Here is an 18,565-nt window from a genome sequence, read left to right as displayed (position 1 = left end):
TAAATACTCCGAGGTCAGATGCTCTTGGCTTTGGATGTAAAGGAATGAATTTTTTCGACTGATTTAAGTCCGGGTTTATCTTCGACACCGGAAGACACATCAACAGCGGGTGCGTCGGAAATTCGAACCGCATCCTGGACATTATCGATATTTAATCCACCAGCCAACATCCATGGTCGCTTCCAGCTTTTCCCCGCGAGTAAACGCCAATCAAAGGAGATGGCATTTCCGCCCGGTAATGCATCTTTAAGGTCTTTTGGAGGTTTGGCATCAAATAACAATCGATCAGAGACTTCTTCAAAAACAGATACTGTTTCGAAATCCTTTTGCTCTGAAACCTTGATCACTTTCATTACTTCAAGGCCAAAGTTGCGTTTAATCTCGGCAACTCGTTCCGATGATTCTCCGCCGTGGAGTTGCAAGATATCCAAAGGAACCTGTTCTGTGATCTGGCGAATATCATCGTCACTGGCATTAACAAGCAATCCAACCTTCTTAATTCCAGGTTTGACCTGTTTTGTAAGGACAGCAGCCTGTTCGACAGAAACATGACGCGGGCTTTTGGGAAAAAAGACAAAGCCTAGGTATTCTGCGCCAGCTTCCTGAGCAGCGTTCAGAGCTTCGTTACTGTTTATTCCGCAAATTTTAACTTCTGTTACCAAGAGGTTATCTCATTATTTCTTGTTGTCGGGTATATTTCTGATTTTTTACGCAAAGCGTTCTGTAATTTCTTCCGTACTTTGCCAGCCAGTATTGGTCGCAAAACAATAGTTGTGCATGTTAATAAATGGAATCATTGCGAGTAAAGACAAGATTGTGACCCCAAAGTATAGGGGGATAACGAGAAAAAGTGTCGACGTTGACGTCAACATCGTTGCGGGATCACTGGCTTGAAGGACATCGCTTGAGGAAAAAAGGGCGATGGAAAAAACACCTATCACAATCGATATAATAAAACCGGCTGCAAAACTCATGATAAAATATAGAACAAAGAAGGCTAGAAAGATATGCAATCCTTGCTTTCTCGTGTGTGCCCAACTCATAGAAAAACTATAAGGCTGGTCTAGGGCTGTTGCTGGAAATACATAAGACAGTTTCAAGACGATTGCGCTGAAGATGGCCATGAGTATTAGCATGATAGGGAAAATAAGAAATATCATTCCGCCGATCATAGATGGAGAGTAGCTTTCAGCTTCTAATGAAAAGCTCTCCATACCGAAGAAGAGTATAAAGCCTGCAATAACAAAAAGAGCTATCACGACGATGAAAGCGATATAGCTACCAATACCTAATAACAGCCCTTTTCCCGCAAGCAGAAAGTGCCTTTTGCTTAGTTTGAGAAACAGCGTTTCTGAAATTGCATCCTCATCTAAAAAAGTAAAGCGAACCCATGCGGCGTAAAATTGAAAGAAAATAAGTGAGGTCACGAGCAGAAAAAAGAGTTGCACAACGAAGAACAGCGGGAAAATTTCTGTTTCTAAAGATGTGCTATCTGGTGCAAGCACAGAAATTAAATATGTGCTTATACCCATTATGATGAGTAATGAAATGGCTGGCAAAAGAGTAAATTTTACAGCCGTTTTAAAGTTAGAAAATAGAGGTGCAAAAGCCATGTTCATAGCTTCGCCAAATCTAATTTTCTCTACCGGATGGTGAGAAGTCTGCTCAAAAGTCACGTGAAAACCCTTTACCTGTTTCTGCTATTTAGTAGCAATTGCAGATAAATTTGCAAGTAATACTGGCTTCAGCGTATTAACTTGCCTCTTCGTCTGTGGATGGTGTGGAAGCTTCAGGAACCCAACCTGTGCAGCCTTTGAAAGCTATTGAGAGCATGGAAATTACTGCAGCGGTTGGTAGATAAGTCACAATAAGAATAATGAGTTGCAGAAAGAAGAAAGCAGGCCCGTTGTTTTGAATAAAAGACAGAATGTTAAAATTGGCTGCTTCTTCCGGGGTTATCGGTATGCCGGTAAACAAGCTGCCAAAAGCGAACATTCCGATGAGGAGCATTAGGATGCCAAAAGGAATTGTGAGCATCAGAAAAGCAGCAACAATTCTCCAGCCTTGTTTGTTCGTATGTTTCCAGCTGGTATCAAGAGAATATTTTTCACCAACAGCAGTGGCGGGGAGTATAAAAGATAATCTTGCAATGACATATAGCATCGCGATCATTAATCCCAAGAATAAAAGAGGGACAAGAGAAGGTATCGCCGCACCGATGGTTAGGACGGGTAAGCTGCCGATCATACCCATGCCATAAAAGATGGCGAGCAGAATTATGATCTTTAGGAGAAACTGCCAATGGACCCGGTTCCAGCTCGTAATTGAAGTGGATTCAGGTGCTTGCAGATCCAGCAAGGTTCGGCGATGCCAGGCGACCGCAAATAAAGTATGGGGAACGTAAGCTAGGATACTTAATATCCAACTTGAGAGCGGATTACCAAGGGATGGGATCGACAATGCCGTAATAAGAGCTGAGAGAAGGAAGGGAAACAAAGCCATTTGTGTCAGAGCTGGCAAATTACCCATAACCGTTTTTATGGCTAGACCGCTTACGGTCTTAACAGGAATATCGTGAACGGCTTGCTCTGGAGGAATCTGGGATACCATACTTTCTTTTCCGGCTTTGTTTCGACCTTGTTTTCGGCCTTCTGGTTTAGTTTAACTCTTCAACAATTCTGCGTGCTGCTGCCACGGGATCTTCTGCGCCTGTGATCGGGCGGCCAATGACAAGATAATCTGCGCCAGCTTCAATAGCATCGCGCGGCGTCATGATCCGTTTCTGGTCACCTGCACTAGCCCATGTAGGTCTTATGCCAGGAACCACAAGCTTAAAATCAGGACCACAGGCCTTACGGAGCAATTTAATTTCCTGTGAAGAACAGACCACGCCGTCTATACCGCTTTTTTTTGCCAGCAATGCAAGACGCTCGACCTGTTCTGCTGCGGGGCCTTTCTGGCCGACATCAGATAGATCGCTATCGTCCATACTTGTCAAAACAGTAACCGCCAGTACGATCGGGCGAGGAATGCCGAGGTCTTCGGATGTTTCGCGTGCGGCTTCTGCTGCGGCTTGCATCATCGCTTTGCCACCTGATGCGTGTACATTCACCATAAAGGGGCGCATGTGTAACGAAGATCGGATTGCACCGGCAACAGTATTGGGAATGTCGTGAAACTTCAGGTCGACAAAAAGAGGTTCGCCACCAACGGCGCCTCTGACAGCATTGGGACCTTGAGCTGTAAAAAGCTCTTTGCCGATTTTAATGCCGCCCACTTCACCAGAGAGTGCTTTCGCCAGCTCTGTTGCTTTATTGATATCCGGGGTGTCAATGGCAACAAAGATACGTTCTTTTGGGGTCATATTCCGATCTCCAGTCAAGGTTGTTAATCGGAGCCCATTCCTAACAGAGGTAATCCCATTGGTCACCCCTGTTTCTGGAATAGTTCATGTTTAAAAGTGTTTAATTCACTTTGACCGTGCCAATATTGTACCTATGCGTTGTTAATACGCCTATCTACCAACTGGGCGGCTGCTAAATCTTCCAGCGCGTGGCCAACAGATTTGAAATAGGTGATTTCTTCTGCAGAGCTTCGGCCAGTGTGCTTACCTTGGGTAAGCTCGAAGAGATCTGCTTTGATATCTTCTTTCCTCAGAACGCCGCTTTGTAGGGGAATGACAACATCCCCGCCTTCTTTGGTTGCTCCTGCGTGAGTATCGACAAATATGCTACAGCGTTTAATGGCCTCATCATCTGCTTCGCGCATGTCCGGGCGATAGGCGCCAACCAGATCAAGATGCTGTCCGGGGGTCAGCCAATTGCCTGAAATAAGTGGTGTCTTGCTGAGGGTCGCGCTGGAAATGATATCTGCGGTACTTATAGCCTTTTCCAGGTTTTCTTCGGCATGGGCTGTGAAGCCGAGGCTGTTCATTTCCTGTGCAAGATCTTCCGCTTTTTTAAGGTCACGTCCCCAGATGGTGACTTCTTTAATGGGGCGTACAGCCGCGTGTGCCTGAATAAGGTTTGGTGCAAGTACGCCTGTACCGACCATTGTCAGCTTTGTGCTGTCCGCTCGCGCAAGATAGGACGTTGCCAGTGCAGAAGCCGCGGCCGTGCGCCGTGCCGTGAGGGTTTTGGCTTCGATAAGAGCTTTGGGAGTTCCGGTATCACCATCAAACAGGATGTAAATACCTTGAATGGCAGGTAAATCTTTCTCTCCGTTTTCCGGGCTGACGGTAACAAGCTTTACCCCGACGGATTTCCCGGATTCCCATGCTGGCATTAGCAAAAGTGTGGATTCCCTACGACCGTTGGGCTGTTCCATATCGTGATGGTGACGCATAGGAACGGTTATATTGCTCTGAAAAGCTTCTCTGAGGGCCTCTACAAGAGAAGGATAATCCAAACTTTCTGCAACCTGTTCAGCTGTGATGTTCTGCACGGAGGGTCCCCTGATTAAATCATGAATTTGAATATTTTATACAATGCTGATTGGTCAAGTGCCAGCATTAATCTAAAAGGGAGGGCATATAAGACGTTGTTGGCTTGATCACCACACCGAAGGGTCGAAAACGCCTTACGAAGCTTCTTTAACAGGAAGCTTCGATGCTTCTTTCTCGTGCAGTTTTTTGAGTTCCGCGCGCTCGAACGAGAGGTCACGCTGTAAATCCAGCACTTTCCACTCGGCTGCTTTTGCACGCCTTCGGGTTGCTGCACTGGATAGCCACGCTATGACAGCACCTGCCAGAATGCCGAGGCCGACTGAGATAAGGATGATCAGATATAGCGGGTAATCAAACTGGAGTCCAAAGGGCCAAATCTCTAGTGTGACATCCTGACGGTTGTTGACTGCCAAGAGTAAGATGGCCAGCGTAATGGGGGCTGTGAGTACCCAGCTAAATCGTTTCACGTATCTCAACCATATTGTTTATTCGCTATCTACGCCATTATTTAGACGTTCGCGAAGTTGTTTACCAGTCTTGAAGAATGGAATGTGCTTTGAGTCAACTTCAACAGACTCACCTGTGCGCGGGTTACGGCCGACACGGGCGTCACGATGCTTGACAGAAAAAGCTCCAAAACCGCGGAGTTCGACCCGATTGCCGTCTGAGAGAGCGTTTGAGATTTCGTCAAAGATAGTAGTGACGATTCTTTCAACATCCCGATGATAGAGGTGTGGGTTCTGCTCTGCGATATGCTGAATGAGCTCTGACTTGGTCATGCCTTACGTCTCCCTGTAGCTGTTACCGAAGTAGTTCAAATACCCGCCTCTAGTACCTCGGATTACCCGGCGTATAATTTTAAATCTAAGCTTTTCTTGCCGTGATTTTAGTCCTGTTCCGCTAAAGGGTGCCAGAGCCTGAAAAATCCGTCAAGTCTAAGTCATTAAGAATAAAGCATTTCCCATATAAAAAAGCGTTTTAGATGCAAAAAAGGCCCGGTGAATGAACACCGGGCCTTTCTTTTGAACCGAAAAAATAGGCTTATTTTTTGTCTTCAGCAGCTTTGGAGAGAGCTTCACCGAGGATATCGCCGAGGCTAGCGCCGGAGTCTGTTGAACCGTAATCAGCCATTGCCTGTTTCTCTTCAGCAGCTTCGTGCTGTTTGATGGACAGAGCAATTTTGCGTGATTTGGAATCGATGTTTGTGATCCGTGCGTCGATTTTTTCGCCAACTGCGAAACGATCAGTGCGCTGTTCACTACGCTCACGTGAAAGCTCAGTTTTACGGATTGTGCCAGTAGCACCATCAGCGATTTGAACTTCAAGAGCGCCGTCTGTAACAGATGTAATAGTACAGGTAACAACAGCACCTTTTTTCAGGCCTTCAACTGAACCTGCGAAAGGATCGTCGCTGAGCTGTTTGATGCCAAGGCTGATGCGTTCTTTATCAACGTCAACGTCGAGAACTTTAACCTTAACCATGTCACCTTTGTTGTACTCTTTTACAGCTTCGTCACCGGAAAGTTCCCAGTTCAGATCTGAAAGGTGAACCATGCCGTCGATTTCGCCAGGAAGACCAACAAACAGACCGAATTCGGTGATGTTTTTGATTTCGCCTTCAAGCTCGGATTCGGCAGGGTGGTTCGCCTGGAATGACTCCCAAGGGTTGGAAGAACACTGTTTCAGACCAAGGCTAATACGACGCTTTGATTCGTCAACATCAAGAACCATAACTTCAACTTCCTGGCTCGTAGAAACGATTTTGCCAGGGTGGATGTTTTTCTTGGTCCAGGACATTTCAGAAACGTGAACAAGACCTTCGATACCAGCTTCTAGTTCAACAAAGGCACCGTAGTCAGTGATGTTGGTCACGCGACCTTCAAGTTTCGCACCCATTGGGTATTTAGCTGCAACGCCATCCCATGGATCAGTCTCAAGCTGTTTCATGCCAAGGCTGATACGCTGTGTTTCAGCGTTGAAACGGATAACCTGAACATCAACCTGTTGGCCGATTGTCAGTTTTTCACTTGGGTGGTTGATACGTTTCCAGGAAATGTCAGTAACGTGCAACAGACCGTCAACGCCACCAAGATCAACGAAGGCACCGTAATCAGTGATGTTTTTAACAACACCCTGAAGAACCTGACCTTCATTAAGGTTCTGGATAAGCTCTGAACGTTGCTCTGCACGTGTTTCTTCCAGAACAGCACGACGGGAAACAACGATGTTACCACGTGCACGATCCATTTTCAGGATCTGGAATGGCTGCGCATTGCCCATCAATGGGGAAACGTCACGAACTGGGCGGATGTCAACCTGGCTGCCCGGCAAGAATGCCACGGCGCCTGAAAGGTCAACAGTGAAGCCACCTTTAACGCGACCAAAGATAACGCCGTTAACGCGCTCATTGTCGCCAAAGGATTTTTCGAGCTGTGTCCAGGCTTCTTCACGCTTCGCTTTATCACGGGAGATCATAACGTCCCCGTTTTTGCTTTCCATGCGCTCGAGGTAAACTTCTACCTCATCCCCGACTTTAACTTCGGGTGCCTGACCAGCGTCAGCAAATTCTTTAAGTGCAACTCGGCCCTCAGATTTGAGGCCTACATCAACAAGGGCAACGTCGCCTTCGATGGCAACGATCATGCCTTTAAGTACATTACCTTCCAGACGATCGGATTGACCGAGGGATTCGTCTAGTAGGTCGGCAAAGCTTTCAACAGCTGCTTCAGCCATGGGTTAATATTCCTTTCAAAAGGTTCGCACTATACAGGCCGGCCGGTTTTTCCGGCGGTCTACCCAGGACCATCCCGGGCTAGTAAAATTATACTGAGAGAAACGTGTCAGACGCTTGATTCGTAAATACCTGATCAGGATGTCGAACTTTAGAGAGAAAGGCGCTCGTTAACGAGTGACTTTGCAACTTCAAAAGCCTTATTGGCATCCATATCGCTGGTATCCAGAGTGACCGCATCTTCAGCTGCCCGTAAGGGCGCTGTGGCACGATTACGATCCCGCTCATCACGTTCACGCAAATCTTCCAGTACGCGGGCGTATATAGACTCATCGCCCCGATCAAGCAACTCTTTATGTCTGCGTTTGGCGCGGACTTCGGGCGTTGCAGAGATAAAGAGTTTGATTTCTGCGTCCGGACAGACGACGGTGCCGATATCCCTTCCGTCCAGAACAGCACCTAAGTGGTTGTTCGGTGGTGTTTTTGCGAAGTGGCGTTGGAATTCCAGCAGAGATTTCCGAACTTCCTGATTGGCGGCAACGACAGAAGCGGCCTGTCCAACTTTTTCGTCGCGAAGGTCGCTGCGATTAATATCATCTGCTGTAAAGCCGTCTGCAACCTTCGCGGCAACAACGGAGTCGTTTGGATCACTTCCCCGTTCTAGTATGAGGGATGCGACGGCTCTGTAGAGCAAGCCAGTGTCCAGATAAGCAAAATTCATAGTGGCGGCGAGACGACGCGCCAGAGTTCCTTTGCCCGAGGCAACAGGACCATCAATAGCGATAACAGGCAAAGTCTTTTCCTTTTAATCCAGCCGTTAGTTATGTTTCAGTGTTGGTTTGCTTTGGGCGTAAAACTACCCGATTTGAGCACCCAAACCGTTCATCAATTTGGCAAAGTCAGGGAAGCTGGTGTCAATTGCATCAGCATCCAGAACCTTCACGGGTTCTTTTGCCGCCATGCCCATGACAAGGAAGCTCATGGCAATGCGATGATCAAAGTGCGTTGTGATTGTCCCGCCGCCTTGTACACCAGCGGGTGATCCTTCGACGATCAGATAGTCATCACCTTCTTCACAGGTAACGCCACAGGCTTTGAGGCCATTGGCAACGGCAGAAAGACGATCGCTCTCTTTGACCCGGAGTTCGCCAAGGCCTTCCATGATGGTTTTTCCCTCAGCAAAAGAAGCGGCAATTGCCAGAACAGGATATTCATCAATCATGGAAGGTGCACGTTCTGCGGGAACTGTAATGCCTTTGAGTTTGCTTGCGCGAACAACCAAGTCTGCGACAGGCTCGCCTGCTTCTGTACGTTCGTTTTCCAGCGTGATGTCGGCACCCATTTCTTTCAATGTGATATAAATCCCGTTGCGATGTGGGTTCATGCCGATACCGGGAAGTCGAAGTTCAGACCCTTCATTGATCAAAGCAGCTACTGTTGGAAAAGCCGCTGAAGATGGATCTGAGGGGACGTGGACATCGGCAGCTTTAAGTTCAGGTTGACCAACAATGGTTGTTTCCCGGCCTTCGTCTGTTTGGGTGACGCGAACCTCGGCGCCAAAGTGGCGGAGCATAAGCTCGGTATGGTCACGGGTATGTTCTGTTTCGATGACCGTTGTCTCACCGGGCGTATTCAGTCCGGCAAGCAGAATACAGGATTTTACCTGCGCCGACGCCATTGGCAATTTATAACGGATGGGCATGGGCGTTTCGGCTCCCTGTACCATAAGGGGAAGGCGTTGTCCGGAACGACAGTGAACCTGCGTTCCCATTTCAGCCAATGGATTGGCAACGCGCCCCATAGGACGTTTTCTGAGCGACGCATCCCCGGTCATGAAGGTGGTGATGGGATGGCTGCCTAGAATCCCCATAAGCAGTCTGGCGGATGTACCAGAGTTTCCCATATCCAAAACGTCTTCGGGTTCGCAAAGGCCGCCGATACCGCGTCCTTCAATATGCCAAACGCCTTGGTCATCCCGTTCAACATGGGCACCCAAAGCGCGCATGGCCTTGGCCGTTGCCAGCACGTCTTCGCCTTCAAGCATACCGAATACATTGGTTTTTCCGATGGCGAGTGCCCCAAACATAAGGGATCTATGCGAGATAGATTTGTCGCCGGGAACTTTAACCGTGCCCTTGATGGAAGAACTTGGAGTTGAAGACAGAGAATTATCGCTGGTCATTAATGTATTCCGTATTTCGCATTCCAGATTCGCCTTGATTTTAAACCCTGCGAATCTGCGGTGTGTTCAAGTTCTGGTCCGGTTATCCCGATACAGAATCTCAACGTGCTGTCTGATCCTAAAAGATTGTTTCGGGTTCCTTTTATAGAGGAAAACAGCCTTTTACCAGAGCTTGATACGCATAAAGATAGAGTGTGGGCAGGAAAAAGGGGCGAAGGATAAAATTTTTTCTTATTATTTAAATTGTCATTCACCCTTTATTGACAGTCTGGGGTGATCATGGCATTTGCAGTTTTTTCGAAAGCCATTGTGTGGTTGTTACAAAATTCTAGTTGGAGGGTCTGGCTGTGAGTAAGCCGGAATGGGGTAGCAAACGTACCTGTCTAAGCTGTAAGGCTAAATTTTACGATTTTAAGAAATCACCGATTGTGTGTCCTAAATGTGGAACCGAATTGGATTTAACCGCTAAATCTGGCCGCCCAAAGCAATCTGCTAAGGCACCGGCTGAAGAAGCAGTTGAAACGCAGGATGTTGATCTGGAGACATCCGACAATGTTGTGGACTTCCCGGATGAGGAAGAATTGCTTCACATTGATGACGGTGATGATCTGGATCCTGATGATGACGAAGATCTTCAGAATGTAAGCGCCGGTGCTGGTGGTATCAGCGACGACTGAGTCGGTTAGATTCTGACAGGAAGAGTGCTTTTCTTTTGGCAAGGAAATATTTTTCTTGCCAAGGAGGAAAAGACGTCATATTTTCCGCCGCATCAGCTGCTTTGCGGCGGATAATTTGGGGCCATAGCTCAGCTGGGAGAGCGCTTCGCTGGCAGCGAAGAGGTCAGGAGTTCGATCCTCCTTGGCTCCACCATCAAAACCCACTGCCTAAAGCAGTGGGTTTTGTTTTTTCAAACCGAAAATATCCCTAAGAATTAGCTCTTTTTGTTCAAACTCCCCTTTTGTTCAAACTAAACTCCCCTTTTGTTCAAACTAGAGGGGCCAGCGTGTCGATAGTCTGCTCCGTTTCTGCACGCCATTTTCCACCGCGGGCTGGTGTGATGCCGTCCAGATTTATAATTGTTGAGAGTATTCGATCAATAAACACCTCGGTGCGTCGGGTCAGAGATTGTCGTGATGGATAGAGTAGATAAATCGGTTTGGAGGGAACTGTGTATTCTGGTAGTACCTGTTCCAGAGATCCTTGTTCAAGCTGTTCTCTTATCATGAGATAAGGCAGTTTTGTGTAACCGATTCCGCGTGATAGAGCGTTCAGGATGACATCCGGATTATCAAATGTGTAGTTTGACTGAACTGGTGCGCGATACTCTTGCTGATCTTTTCTGACAATTTGCTCGGTTATTTTTTTGTCATCCCGATACTGGATCATTGGTATTTCAGCCAAATCCTCTGGTCTATGAGGGCGGCCATATCTGTTCAAAAAATCAGGTGAAGCGACTAATAGAAGCTGTAAATCACCTATCTTGCGAGCCATAGCATCAAACTTTCCGAGTGATCCAACGCGAACAGCCAGATCAATGCGATCCTTTACTAAATCAGCAAGCTGGTCACTGAGCTTAAGGGAGATGTTGAGTTCGGGATACTGGCTTTGAAGTTCAAAAACGATCGGGGCAACCAGGCTCTGCCCGATTGCCAAAGGGGCCGTAATCCGAAGCGGGCCGGTGAGGCTTTCGTCCAGGTTTTTCAGTTCTTCGTGCAGTTTTGTAACCTGTCCCAGAATGGTTTGGGCATTGCTGTAAACAACCAGCCCTGCTTCAGTGGCTTTTACACCTCGGGATGTTCTGAACAGCAATTCTTTCTGAAGGATACTTTCCAGCAAGGTAATCTGTTGACTAACCGCTGGTTGGCTGATGTTCAATACCTTAGCTGCACCCGAGAGCGAGCCTTTGTCGATGGAAGCCATAAAGGTTTGAAAAAGTTGCAATCGATCCATTCATTTGGCCTTTTGATCTCACAAATTACGTAGCAATATTACGTGGGTTTGTTTTTTGCGGTTACATCGAAGAGGAACTCTGTTCATCGTTCAGTATATGTCATGAGTTATAAACGTACTTCAAATGGAACTTGTTCGTTCAATTAATGTAGGAGCAGGCACAATGAGATTCTATAAATTATTTATATTGAGGACTGTTCTCTGTGATTAAATATCAGTCCTATATCATCTGTACCAGCCCCAGAAGTGGTAGCACCTTACTCTGTAAATTACTTGCAGCAACGGGGAAAACGGGCAATCCGAACTCTCATTTTCATGTGCCTGAAATTGCTTCGTGGGTAAGGGATTATGGTGTTTGTGCAGAAAGTTATGAATCTGAACAATATCTATTAAGGGCTATATTTGCTGGTGCAAAAAAGCGAGGAATCGGTCAATCAGATATGTTTGGACTTCGGATGCAAAGAGGCAGTTTTCTCTATTTTGTGGCGAAAATGAAGATTTTATATCCGGGACTATCGAGTGATTTAAAGAGGATAGAAGCTGCCTTTGGAAACACACTCTTTATTTACCTGACACGTGAAAACAAAATTGATCAGGCTGTATCATTTGTTAAGGCTGAACAAACGGGACTTTGGCATCTGGCTCCAGACGGAACGGAGCTTGAGCGGCTTTCTGATCCTCAAACTGCTTCTTATGATGAAAATGAAATCAAGCGTCGTTTTGATGAATTTTCTTCATTTGATCAAGAATGGAAATCTTGGTTTGTGAATGAGGGCATAGAGCCTTTGAGAATAACTTATGATGAGTTATCGGCAGATCCGAAGTCGGTTTTATCCGAAGTTTTGGATAAGTTAAATGTGAACCAAAGAATGGCCGAAGAAATTGAAATTCCTGTTGCTAAACTGGCAGATGGTATCAATCGGGACTGGATCGAGCGTTTTCTTGGTAGGGGTAAGTAATCTTGAAAAATGTACTCATCTAGATAAAGTTGGAAGTTACTATCACATATCTTGTATAAGCAATGCTTATACAAGATATAGGCGCAAAGCCTCTCCCGATCCGGAAAAATATACTGATATTGAGCGGTATTGATTTGGATAACAGTGATATCGGGAAATTTGAACATGACACTTTCAAGACGCGATCTACTAAGAGGTTCACTTTTAACCGGTGGTGCAGGGCTGGTTGCTTCTATGGCATCGCTTTCTGTACCAATGCCGGGTTTCGCCGCGGCCCCCAAAGCGGGTGTGCAGACGACTGGCGCCTATCGGTTTTCTGTTGGCAGTTTTGAAGTAACAGCATTGCTTGATGGATATATTGATGCGGGTTCTGATTTGATCCCGAACTATGACTCTCAAGTCGCTGACCAGCTATACAAAGATCAGTTCCGTACACCGCCTGTTGATAAGATCCGGGTGCCGATTAATTCGTTTGTGGTGAACACAGGCGAAAAAATTATTCTGATTGATTCAGGAACAGCGGACAATATGGGGCCAACACTTGGACAGTTTACGGATAATTTAAAGGCCGCAGGTATCGCCCCTGAATCTGTCGATGCAATCCTGTTAACACACATGCATGTGGACCATATATCCGGGATTACGTCTAAAGACGGAAAAGCACATTTCCCCAACGCTGAATTGATTGTTCATAAAGACGATTGGGATTTTTGGCATGATGACGGCTATATCTCTCAGGCATCTGATTTTCTGAAAACGAATTCTGCAAATGCGAAGGCAATGTCTGCGCCTTACGCAAAGCGTTTGACCCTTATTGATAGAGATGGCGAGATTTTGCCGGGAATTGAGGCTGTGGCGTTGCCTGGGCATACGCCCGGTCATACGGGGTTCGTTTTACGTTCGGAAGGTCAGGAAGTCTTAATTTGGGGGGATGTTGTTCATTTCACCGCCCTGCAATTCCAGCATCCTGAATGGAGTATCGCATTTGATCTGGATATGCAGCAAGCTGAGAAAACCCGCCGCAGAATGCTTGATTGGGTGAGTGCAGACAGGGTAGCTGTTCTGGGAAGCCACCTTGAATTTCCGGGTCTTGGGCATGTCGCTCAGGACAAGGAGGCTTACAAATTTTATCAATCGAGCTGGCAGTATCAACTATAATCCCAGTATCAATTATAATTTAGAGTTATGGGCTGTGCACAGCCCATAACGCACATCAATGTTTTGAATATATTAGGTTATCAAAATTATTTGTAGAGCTATATTCTTTGTGGTGATGATTCGAGTTGATTTGTTTCAATAAGTTCTGTGAGCTTCTCTAAAATACTCTTGAGATAAGGGCGAAGGATTGCTGCCTTTTTTGTATCGTAATCGAAGGGCAGGTTTTCTTCTTTTAGGTGCGTACGCTGGGCCAGTTCCATTTGAATGGCGTGGATATTGTCGTGTGGCTGGCCGTAGTGTCGCGTTGTCCAACCACCTTTAAAGCGTGCGTTGAGAACTGTGTTGTATTCGGGGGCATTATTACAGATATCCCAAACATTTTTCTCGATCATACTGTCGCAAGTTTCCCCGTTGTTTGTGCCGATGTTGAATTCTGGCAGCAATCCGTCAAACAGAAAGGGGATAGTCGATCTGATGGAGTGGCAGTCATAGAGAATTGCCACACCATGGAGGCTGCGCACACGCTCTAGCTCACTCTGTAGCGCCGCGTGATAGGGCGCGTGAAAGAACTGGCGGCGTTTTTCAATTTCTGTGTCATCTGGCTCGCAACCGTCTTTGTAGATCGGTTGGTTGTCGAAGTCCGTTACAGGACACAGGCTGGTCGTGTTTTGTCCGGGGTAAAGGCTGATGCCGGAAGGATCGCGGTTGGCATCAATGGCATAGCGATGAAAGTTTGCTTTGACGATTGTAACATCGGGCAAGAGATCCGCGTAAAGGTGGTCAATATGCCAATCCGTATCGGCCAGTTTTTTTCCGTTCGCGTTTAGCTTGCTTAAAATTTCTTCGGGAAGCCAGGTTCCTGTGTGAGGCATGCCCAGTACAATCGGGCTATTCCCGCTGGTGATTGTTACCGGAGGAACGGGGGCTTCGAAAGCAGAGGCAGACGGCATGAGAAATACTCTTTCCTGACTTGATAAGATCTATCTTTATTGTATTATGTATGCACATAATATTTTGTCAAGCGATGGCGAGGAGCAGTAAAAGTGAGACATCTGTGGGCAAAACAGGCACTTACGCAAAGTGGATGGCAGCAAGACGTGCATGTCATAATTGGTGATGATGGACGTATCTCTTCGATAGAATCCGGTATTGCCATAAAATCCAGTGATGTTGTGCAGGGGGATAAGCTCGGAGTTCTTTTACCTTCGCCTACCAATCTCCACAGTCATGCTTTTCAACGCGCGATGGCGGGAATGACCGAAACCAGAGGCCGGGATCCTAAAGATAGCTTCTGGACATGGCGCAAGTTGATGTATCGCTTTCTGGATCATTTAAATCCGGATGATATCGAAGCAATTACAGCCTATATGCAGATGGAAATGTTGGAAGCAGGCTATGCAGCGGTCTGTGAGTTTCATTATTTGCACCACCAACCTGGTGGTGTGGCATATGATGATATTGGGGAACTGTCTAATCGCATCATTGCAGCATCCAAAGAAACTGGCATTGGTTTGACGCTTTTACCTGTTCTTTATGAACATGGAGGATGCGATGGCCGTACACTGGGGCCAGGACAAATCAGGTTCGGGAATACACCGGACCGGTTCCAAAAGCTCTTTGAGGCTGTAACAAAGCAGCTCAAAATATTGCCGGACGACACAATGCTCGGGATTGCGCCCCATTCTCTTCGGGCTGTTAGTCGGGACGGGATGCGTTTTGCAACAAGTCTCGCGCCGACAGCGCCCCTGCATATGCATATTGCAGAACAAACCGCAGAGATTGAAGAAATCAAATCAGCTTGGGGCAAACGTCCTGTGGAATGGTTACTGGAAAATCATTCTGTAGATGAACGCTGGTGCTTGATACACTGTACCCATATGGAGCCGCATGAAACCGAAGGTTTGGCACGGACAAATGCCGTTGCCGGTTTGTGTCCGATAACAGAATCAAGTTTGGGTGACGGTATCTTTGATGGCGTCCGCTATGTCAATGCTGGTGGACGTTTTGGTGTTGGTTCTGATTCCAATATTCGTATTTCCTTATCAGAAGAATTACGGACGTTGGAATATTCACAACGCCTTCGCGATCGAGGGCGTGCCGTGTTCGCGACGACAGAAAAATCGACAGGCCGGATTTTGATGGATGCTGTTGTTGCGGGTGGAACTCAGGCTGGTCAACGTGACTCTGGAGCGATTGTTGTTGGGCAGCGCGCGGATCTCTTTGCTTTGGATATGGATGCTGTTGATCTCTTAGGTAAAGAAGGGGACGCTATTCTGGACAGTTATATCTTTGCCGGGGATGACAAAATGATCACTGATGTCTGGTCCGCGGGTCGTCACGTGGTAAAAGAAGGACATCATATCAAGCGGGATCAAATTATTGCCCGTTATAAAAAAACAATGATGTCATTAAAGGGCCGGATTTGACCGTAACAGATATCAACAGCTGGCAAAGTGTAAAAGCCGAGGTAATGCGCCGGATTATTGAACGTATCTGGTTACCTGGTGACATGATCCCCAATGAAATTGACCTTGCAAAAGAATTTGGCTGTGCACGAGCGACGGTTAATCGAGCCATGCGTGCATTAGCTGACGAAGGTCTTTTGGAACGTCGCCGCAAGGCGGGAACACGTGTGGCATTAAATCCAATCCGTAAGGCAACACTGGAAATTCCGATCACAAGGCTGGAAGTTGAACAGCGGGGAGGGACTTGGCGTCATAGCGTTCTGGAAAGATCTGAGGTAGTGCCGCCGGTAAGTGTAGCAAGTCGCTTGGGTCTTTCAGACAAAATAGAAATGTTACACGTCCGTAGTCTGCATTATGCGGATAATCATCCTTTCCTCTATGAAGATCGTTGGGTGAACTTGTCTGAAGTTGCAGCTATTTGTGATGTGGACTTGCAAGAGATTGATGCAAACGAATGGTTGGTCCAAAACACGCCTTTAACAAAGGGAGATATTTCTTTCTCTGCGGCGAATGCGACTAAGCAAGAAGCCGAGTTGTTACAAACAAGCGAAGGGGAAGCGATTTTTGTAATAGATCGAACAACTTGGAATGGTGATGTTCCGGTAACAATTGTTCGTTTGGCTTATGCCCCCGGCTATCGCATGCATACTGAGATCTGAGCGATTTATACCTGAGTAATTTTCTGTGACATTCTGTCGCTTTGTTGTTTGATGAGAGCGTTCTTATTTTAGCAAGATCTTATACCTGACTAGAATACTGCGAGAATACATGGCCGATACAACAGCACAAAGTTTGTCTTCTTCAATAACTGACAAGCAGATATCTGATGAACCCAAAATCTTCCGGTTGATTTATGCTGTGCCGCTGATTGGATCGCTTTTCAAAGAGCTCCTTGATCCCAATTCGGATGCGACGTTGTATTTCCTGCTGAATGTGGTGTTGCTGTGGATTTTCAGCGGTGCTTTCTGGGGGCTCCAGGGCGTGTTCGCTGTCGCTTTAGGTCTTGTTCCTGTAATGTTTATTGTCATTCTTCGGATAACACTTGGGAAGGTGCCGGTTTCTGAAGCAGATAGCGAACAAAGCTAACTGCTGGCGATGAGTTCTTCACTCAGAAGTTCCTCGATAAAAAAGCTCAGGAGTTGGGATCGCCCTGTTACCTTTGCTTTGCTATAGATAGCGTTGCACTGGGCTTTGACTGTTCCTTCACGTGTTTGGCGCAAGGTTGCAATATCTGTGAAAGACATTCCTTTGATAAGAAACAGGGCAACGTCCTGTTCGGCAGGTGTTAATTTCCATTCCTCAAAATACTGATCAAGCATGGTGATAAAGGCTCCAGAGGCTATTTTTATTTGTTCCTCTATCCGACGTTGCCGATGGAGCATTTGTCGAATTTGTAAAACCGTAAAGGCGATACTGACCGAGAGTGCAATGACCACGAGCAGTTCAATGATATCGTGATCAAATCCTGCAAAAATGTCATGAGCAAAGAAAAGATCGCCAATAGCATCGAACAGGAAAAAGAGCGTGCAGATAATTTGTATGATTAACAATCCCCATAATGTTTCGGCTCTTTCATGAAAGGGCTGTGATGTATTATGGAGATTGTCATTCATAAGGTTGCTCTTGTTTGTTTTCATCGTGCCCTGTGTATTGGTTTTTGGGCCTATTGTCTTTTGCTTCTGGGTATTTAGATCTCTTAGTATTTAGGAAGAGATTTTTTACCCGTAATCATAGCTTTTACAATATTGATTTTAGATCGTTTTGTCTCCCAGGCAACGCCCAACAGATGAAATGCGACTGAGAGCATGGTGTAGTTTGCCAGAAATTCGTGAATTTCTTCGAGCCATTTCATTCCCCAAAACATATCTGTTTCAGCAAGAATGCCGGTTAAACATAATAGTGTAAGTGATCCCAGCAGGTTGAACACCATAATGGCGCCAAGCGGGTTGTGGCCAAGATGAACGTCCTTCTCTCTAAGCACTATACTACGTAGGTGTTCCTTTAGGCTTTCTTTACTTGGTGCGAAGTTTTCAAAGCGTGCGTGATAGCCGCCAATAAATCCCCAGACAAAGCGGAGGACTAACAGTCCAAGTAAAATATAGCCAAGATAGCTGTGAAGTGTGTTGCCATCTTCAATTACAAAGAAGTTAGCAAGAAAGAGGATTGCGACGCTGCCATGAAAAAGGCGGATAAACAGATCCCATACTTTTACATCTTGCATGAGGCCTCCGGTAATAACTGTTATCTGATGATAAGAAAAAGGAACGGAGAGGCATTACCGCCTCTCCGAGTAAGAGATCGAGCGAGAAGGAATTAATCGTCTTCTTCTACTTTGATGATGTTACCTGTTTGGGGATTAACATAAATTTCGTAGCGAATGCCGTCTTTCAAAGCATAGGCTTCAAGATATTCATCTTCGACTTCGATTTCCCGTACTTCATATCCCTGGGCTTGCAAAAGACCTGTGATTTCTGTTTCGGATTTTCCGGCATAGGTGCCATCCAAACTGTGAGCAAAAGCCACACCCGCGAGAGTGAAGATTCCGATGGAAGAAAAGAGGATGGTTTGTTTTAGCTGTTTCATGTTCTTGTCCTTTGGTTTTGTGTTCGTGATGAACAGAACCTGAGGAAGAACAGATGATAAATCTATTGAACTTTGGCTTATAAAGGGACCTCT

At 46.3% G+C, this 18,565-nt stretch carries 21 protein-coding genes and 1 tRNA gene; 7 read left to right on the top strand and 15 right to left on the bottom strand.

Annotation, left to right across the window (positions count from 1 at the left end; genetic code table 11):
* Window positions 1–14: 14 nt before the first annotated feature.
* From WH96_RS03675 to aroA, 10 genes are all read right to left on the bottom strand, one after another.
* Window positions 15–662 carry a phosphoribosylanthranilate isomerase gene (locus WH96_RS03675; protein ID WP_047762700.1) on the bottom strand — a complete coding sequence of 216 codons (648 nt, stop codon included), beginning with the start codon at window positions 660–662 and terminating at the stop codon, window positions 15–17.
* 45 nt (window positions 663–707) lie between these two features.
* Window positions 708–1,676, bottom strand: a complete 969-nt coding sequence (locus tag WH96_RS03670; RefSeq protein ID WP_047762699.1) for a hypothetical protein — start codon at window positions 1,674–1,676, stop codon at window positions 708–710.
* Window positions 1,677–1,752: 76 nt separating this feature from the next.
* Window positions 1,753–2,610, bottom strand: coding sequence for a hypothetical protein (locus WH96_RS03665; protein ID WP_047762698.1), 858 nt, complete (start codon window positions 2,608–2,610; stop codon window positions 1,753–1,755).
* A 46-nt stretch (window positions 2,611–2,656) separates the two neighbouring features.
* A complete protein-coding gene (pyrF, locus tag WH96_RS03660) occupies window positions 2,657–3,364 on the bottom strand; it encodes an orotidine-5'-phosphate decarboxylase (RefSeq protein WP_047762697.1) in 708 nt (235 codons plus the stop codon).
* A 131-nt stretch (window positions 3,365–3,495) separates the two neighbouring features.
* The gene (gene lhpI / locus WH96_RS03655) at window positions 3,496–4,443 is read right to left on the bottom strand and encodes a bifunctional Delta(1)-pyrroline-2-carboxylate/Delta(1)-piperideine-2-carboxylate reductase (RefSeq protein ID WP_047762696.1); all 948 of its coding nucleotides are present in this window, start codon (window positions 4,441–4,443) and stop codon (window positions 3,496–3,498) included.
* A 135-nt stretch (window positions 4,444–4,578) separates the two neighbouring features.
* The gene (locus WH96_RS03650; RefSeq protein WP_053005638.1) at window positions 4,579–4,911 is read right to left on the bottom strand and encodes a lipopolysaccharide assembly protein LapA domain-containing protein; all 333 of its coding nucleotides are present in this window, start codon (window positions 4,909–4,911) and stop codon (window positions 4,579–4,581) included.
* A gap of 18 nt (window positions 4,912–4,929) precedes the next feature.
* Window positions 4,930–5,223 carry an integration host factor subunit beta gene (ihfB, locus tag WH96_RS03645; RefSeq protein ID WP_047762695.1) on the bottom strand — a complete coding sequence of 98 codons (294 nt, stop codon included), beginning with the start codon at window positions 5,221–5,223 and terminating at the stop codon, window positions 4,930–4,932.
* A 262-nt stretch (window positions 5,224–5,485) separates the two neighbouring features.
* On the bottom strand, window positions 5,486–7,177 hold the full coding sequence (gene rpsA, locus WH96_RS03640; RefSeq protein WP_047762694.1) for a 30S ribosomal protein S1: 1,692 nt from the start codon (window positions 7,175–7,177) through the stop codon (window positions 5,486–5,488).
* Window positions 7,178–7,326: 149 nt separating this feature from the next.
* The gene (cmk, locus tag WH96_RS03635; RefSeq protein ID WP_047762693.1) at window positions 7,327–7,968 is read right to left on the bottom strand and encodes a (d)CMP kinase; all 642 of its coding nucleotides are present in this window, start codon (window positions 7,966–7,968) and stop codon (window positions 7,327–7,329) included.
* 63 nt (window positions 7,969–8,031) lie between these two features.
* Window positions 8,032–9,357 (bottom strand): 3-phosphoshikimate 1-carboxyvinyltransferase, encoded by a 1,326-nt coding sequence (gene aroA / locus WH96_RS03630; protein WP_047762692.1) that lies wholly within the window; start codon window positions 9,355–9,357, stop codon window positions 8,032–8,034.
* A gap of 347 nt (window positions 9,358–9,704) precedes the next feature.
* Here aroA and WH96_RS03625 point away from each other — a divergent pair, with 347 nt between their 5' ends.
* Both WH96_RS03625 and WH96_RS03620 read left to right on the top strand, forming a co-directional pair.
* Complete coding sequence (locus WH96_RS03625; RefSeq protein ID WP_082130304.1) at window positions 9,705–10,034, top strand: FYDLN acid domain-containing protein; 330 nt, start codon at window positions 9,705–9,707, stop codon at window positions 10,032–10,034.
* 117 nt (window positions 10,035–10,151) lie between these two features.
* Window positions 10,152–10,227: transfer RNA gene (locus tag WH96_RS03620), tRNA-Ala, on the top strand.
* A gap of 114 nt (window positions 10,228–10,341) precedes the next feature.
* Here WH96_RS03620 and WH96_RS03615 read toward each other — a convergent pair.
* Window positions 10,342–11,307: a LysR family transcriptional regulator gene (locus tag WH96_RS03615; RefSeq protein ID WP_047762691.1), complete on the bottom strand. Its 966-nt coding sequence runs from the start codon at window positions 11,305–11,307 to the stop codon at window positions 10,342–10,344.
* A 203-nt stretch (window positions 11,308–11,510) separates the two neighbouring features.
* Between WH96_RS03615 and WH96_RS03610 the strand changes: the two genes are divergently transcribed.
* Together WH96_RS03610 and WH96_RS03605 are read left to right on the top strand one after the other, a co-directional pair.
* Window positions 11,511–12,266, top strand: a complete 756-nt coding sequence (locus WH96_RS03610; protein WP_082130303.1) for a Stf0 family sulfotransferase — start codon at window positions 11,511–11,513, stop codon at window positions 12,264–12,266.
* Between the two features lie 165 nt (window positions 12,267–12,431).
* Window positions 12,432–13,424 carry an MBL fold metallo-hydrolase gene (locus WH96_RS03605; RefSeq protein ID WP_047762689.1) on the top strand — a complete coding sequence of 331 codons (993 nt, stop codon included), beginning with the start codon at window positions 12,432–12,434 and terminating at the stop codon, window positions 13,422–13,424.
* Window positions 13,425–13,522: 98 nt separating this feature from the next.
* Here WH96_RS03605 and hutG read toward each other — a convergent pair whose 3' ends face one another.
* Window positions 13,523–14,374, bottom strand: a complete 852-nt coding sequence (gene hutG, locus WH96_RS03600; protein ID WP_047762688.1) for an N-formylglutamate deformylase — start codon at window positions 14,372–14,374, stop codon at window positions 13,523–13,525.
* Window positions 14,375–14,467: 93 nt separating this feature from the next.
* On the opposite strand from hutG, the gene WH96_RS03595 reads away from it, so the two are divergent.
* The 3 genes from WH96_RS03595 to WH96_RS03585 all read left to right on the top strand — a co-directional run bounded on the left by WH96_RS03595 (window position 14,468) and on the right by WH96_RS03585 (window position 16,975).
* On the top strand, window positions 14,468–15,850 hold the full coding sequence (locus tag WH96_RS03595) for a formimidoylglutamate deiminase (RefSeq protein ID WP_047762687.1): 1,383 nt from the start codon (window positions 14,468–14,470) through the stop codon (window positions 15,848–15,850).
* Complete coding sequence (locus WH96_RS03590; protein WP_082130302.1) at window positions 15,847–16,548, top strand: GntR family transcriptional regulator; 702 nt, start codon at window positions 15,847–15,849, stop codon at window positions 16,546–16,548. Before WH96_RS03595 ends, WH96_RS03590 begins: the two co-directional genes overlap by 4 nt.
* 109 nt (window positions 16,549–16,657) lie before the next feature.
* On the top strand, window positions 16,658–16,975 hold the full coding sequence (locus WH96_RS03585) for a hypothetical protein (protein WP_053005636.1): 318 nt from the start codon (window positions 16,658–16,660) through the stop codon (window positions 16,973–16,975).
* On the opposite strand, the gene WH96_RS03580 is transcribed toward WH96_RS03585, so the two are convergent.
* From WH96_RS03580 to WH96_RS03570, 3 genes are all read right to left on the bottom strand, one after another.
* A complete protein-coding gene (locus WH96_RS03580) occupies window positions 16,972–17,502 on the bottom strand; it encodes a helix-turn-helix transcriptional regulator (RefSeq protein WP_162200109.1) in 531 nt (176 codons plus the stop codon). The genes WH96_RS03585 and WH96_RS03580 overlap by 4 nt on opposite strands.
* 83 nt (window positions 17,503–17,585) lie before the next feature.
* Complete coding sequence (locus WH96_RS03575; RefSeq protein WP_047762686.1) at window positions 17,586–18,110, bottom strand: cytochrome b/b6 domain-containing protein; 525 nt, start codon at window positions 18,108–18,110, stop codon at window positions 17,586–17,588.
* Between the two features lie 92 nt (window positions 18,111–18,202).
* Window positions 18,203–18,472 carry a PepSY domain-containing protein gene (locus tag WH96_RS03570; protein ID WP_082130300.1) on the bottom strand — a complete coding sequence of 90 codons (270 nt, stop codon included), beginning with the start codon at window positions 18,470–18,472 and terminating at the stop codon, window positions 18,203–18,205.
* Window positions 18,473–18,565: the final 93 nt, after the last annotated feature.

The organism is Kiloniella spongiae (genome assembly GCF_001026905.1).
GTDB classification, from domain to species: domain Bacteria; phylum Pseudomonadota; class Alphaproteobacteria; order Kiloniellales; family Kiloniellaceae; genus Kiloniella; species Kiloniella spongiae.
The sequence above is the reverse complement of the archived record's forward strand: the minus strand, read 5'-3'. Positions and strand labels throughout refer to the sequence as shown.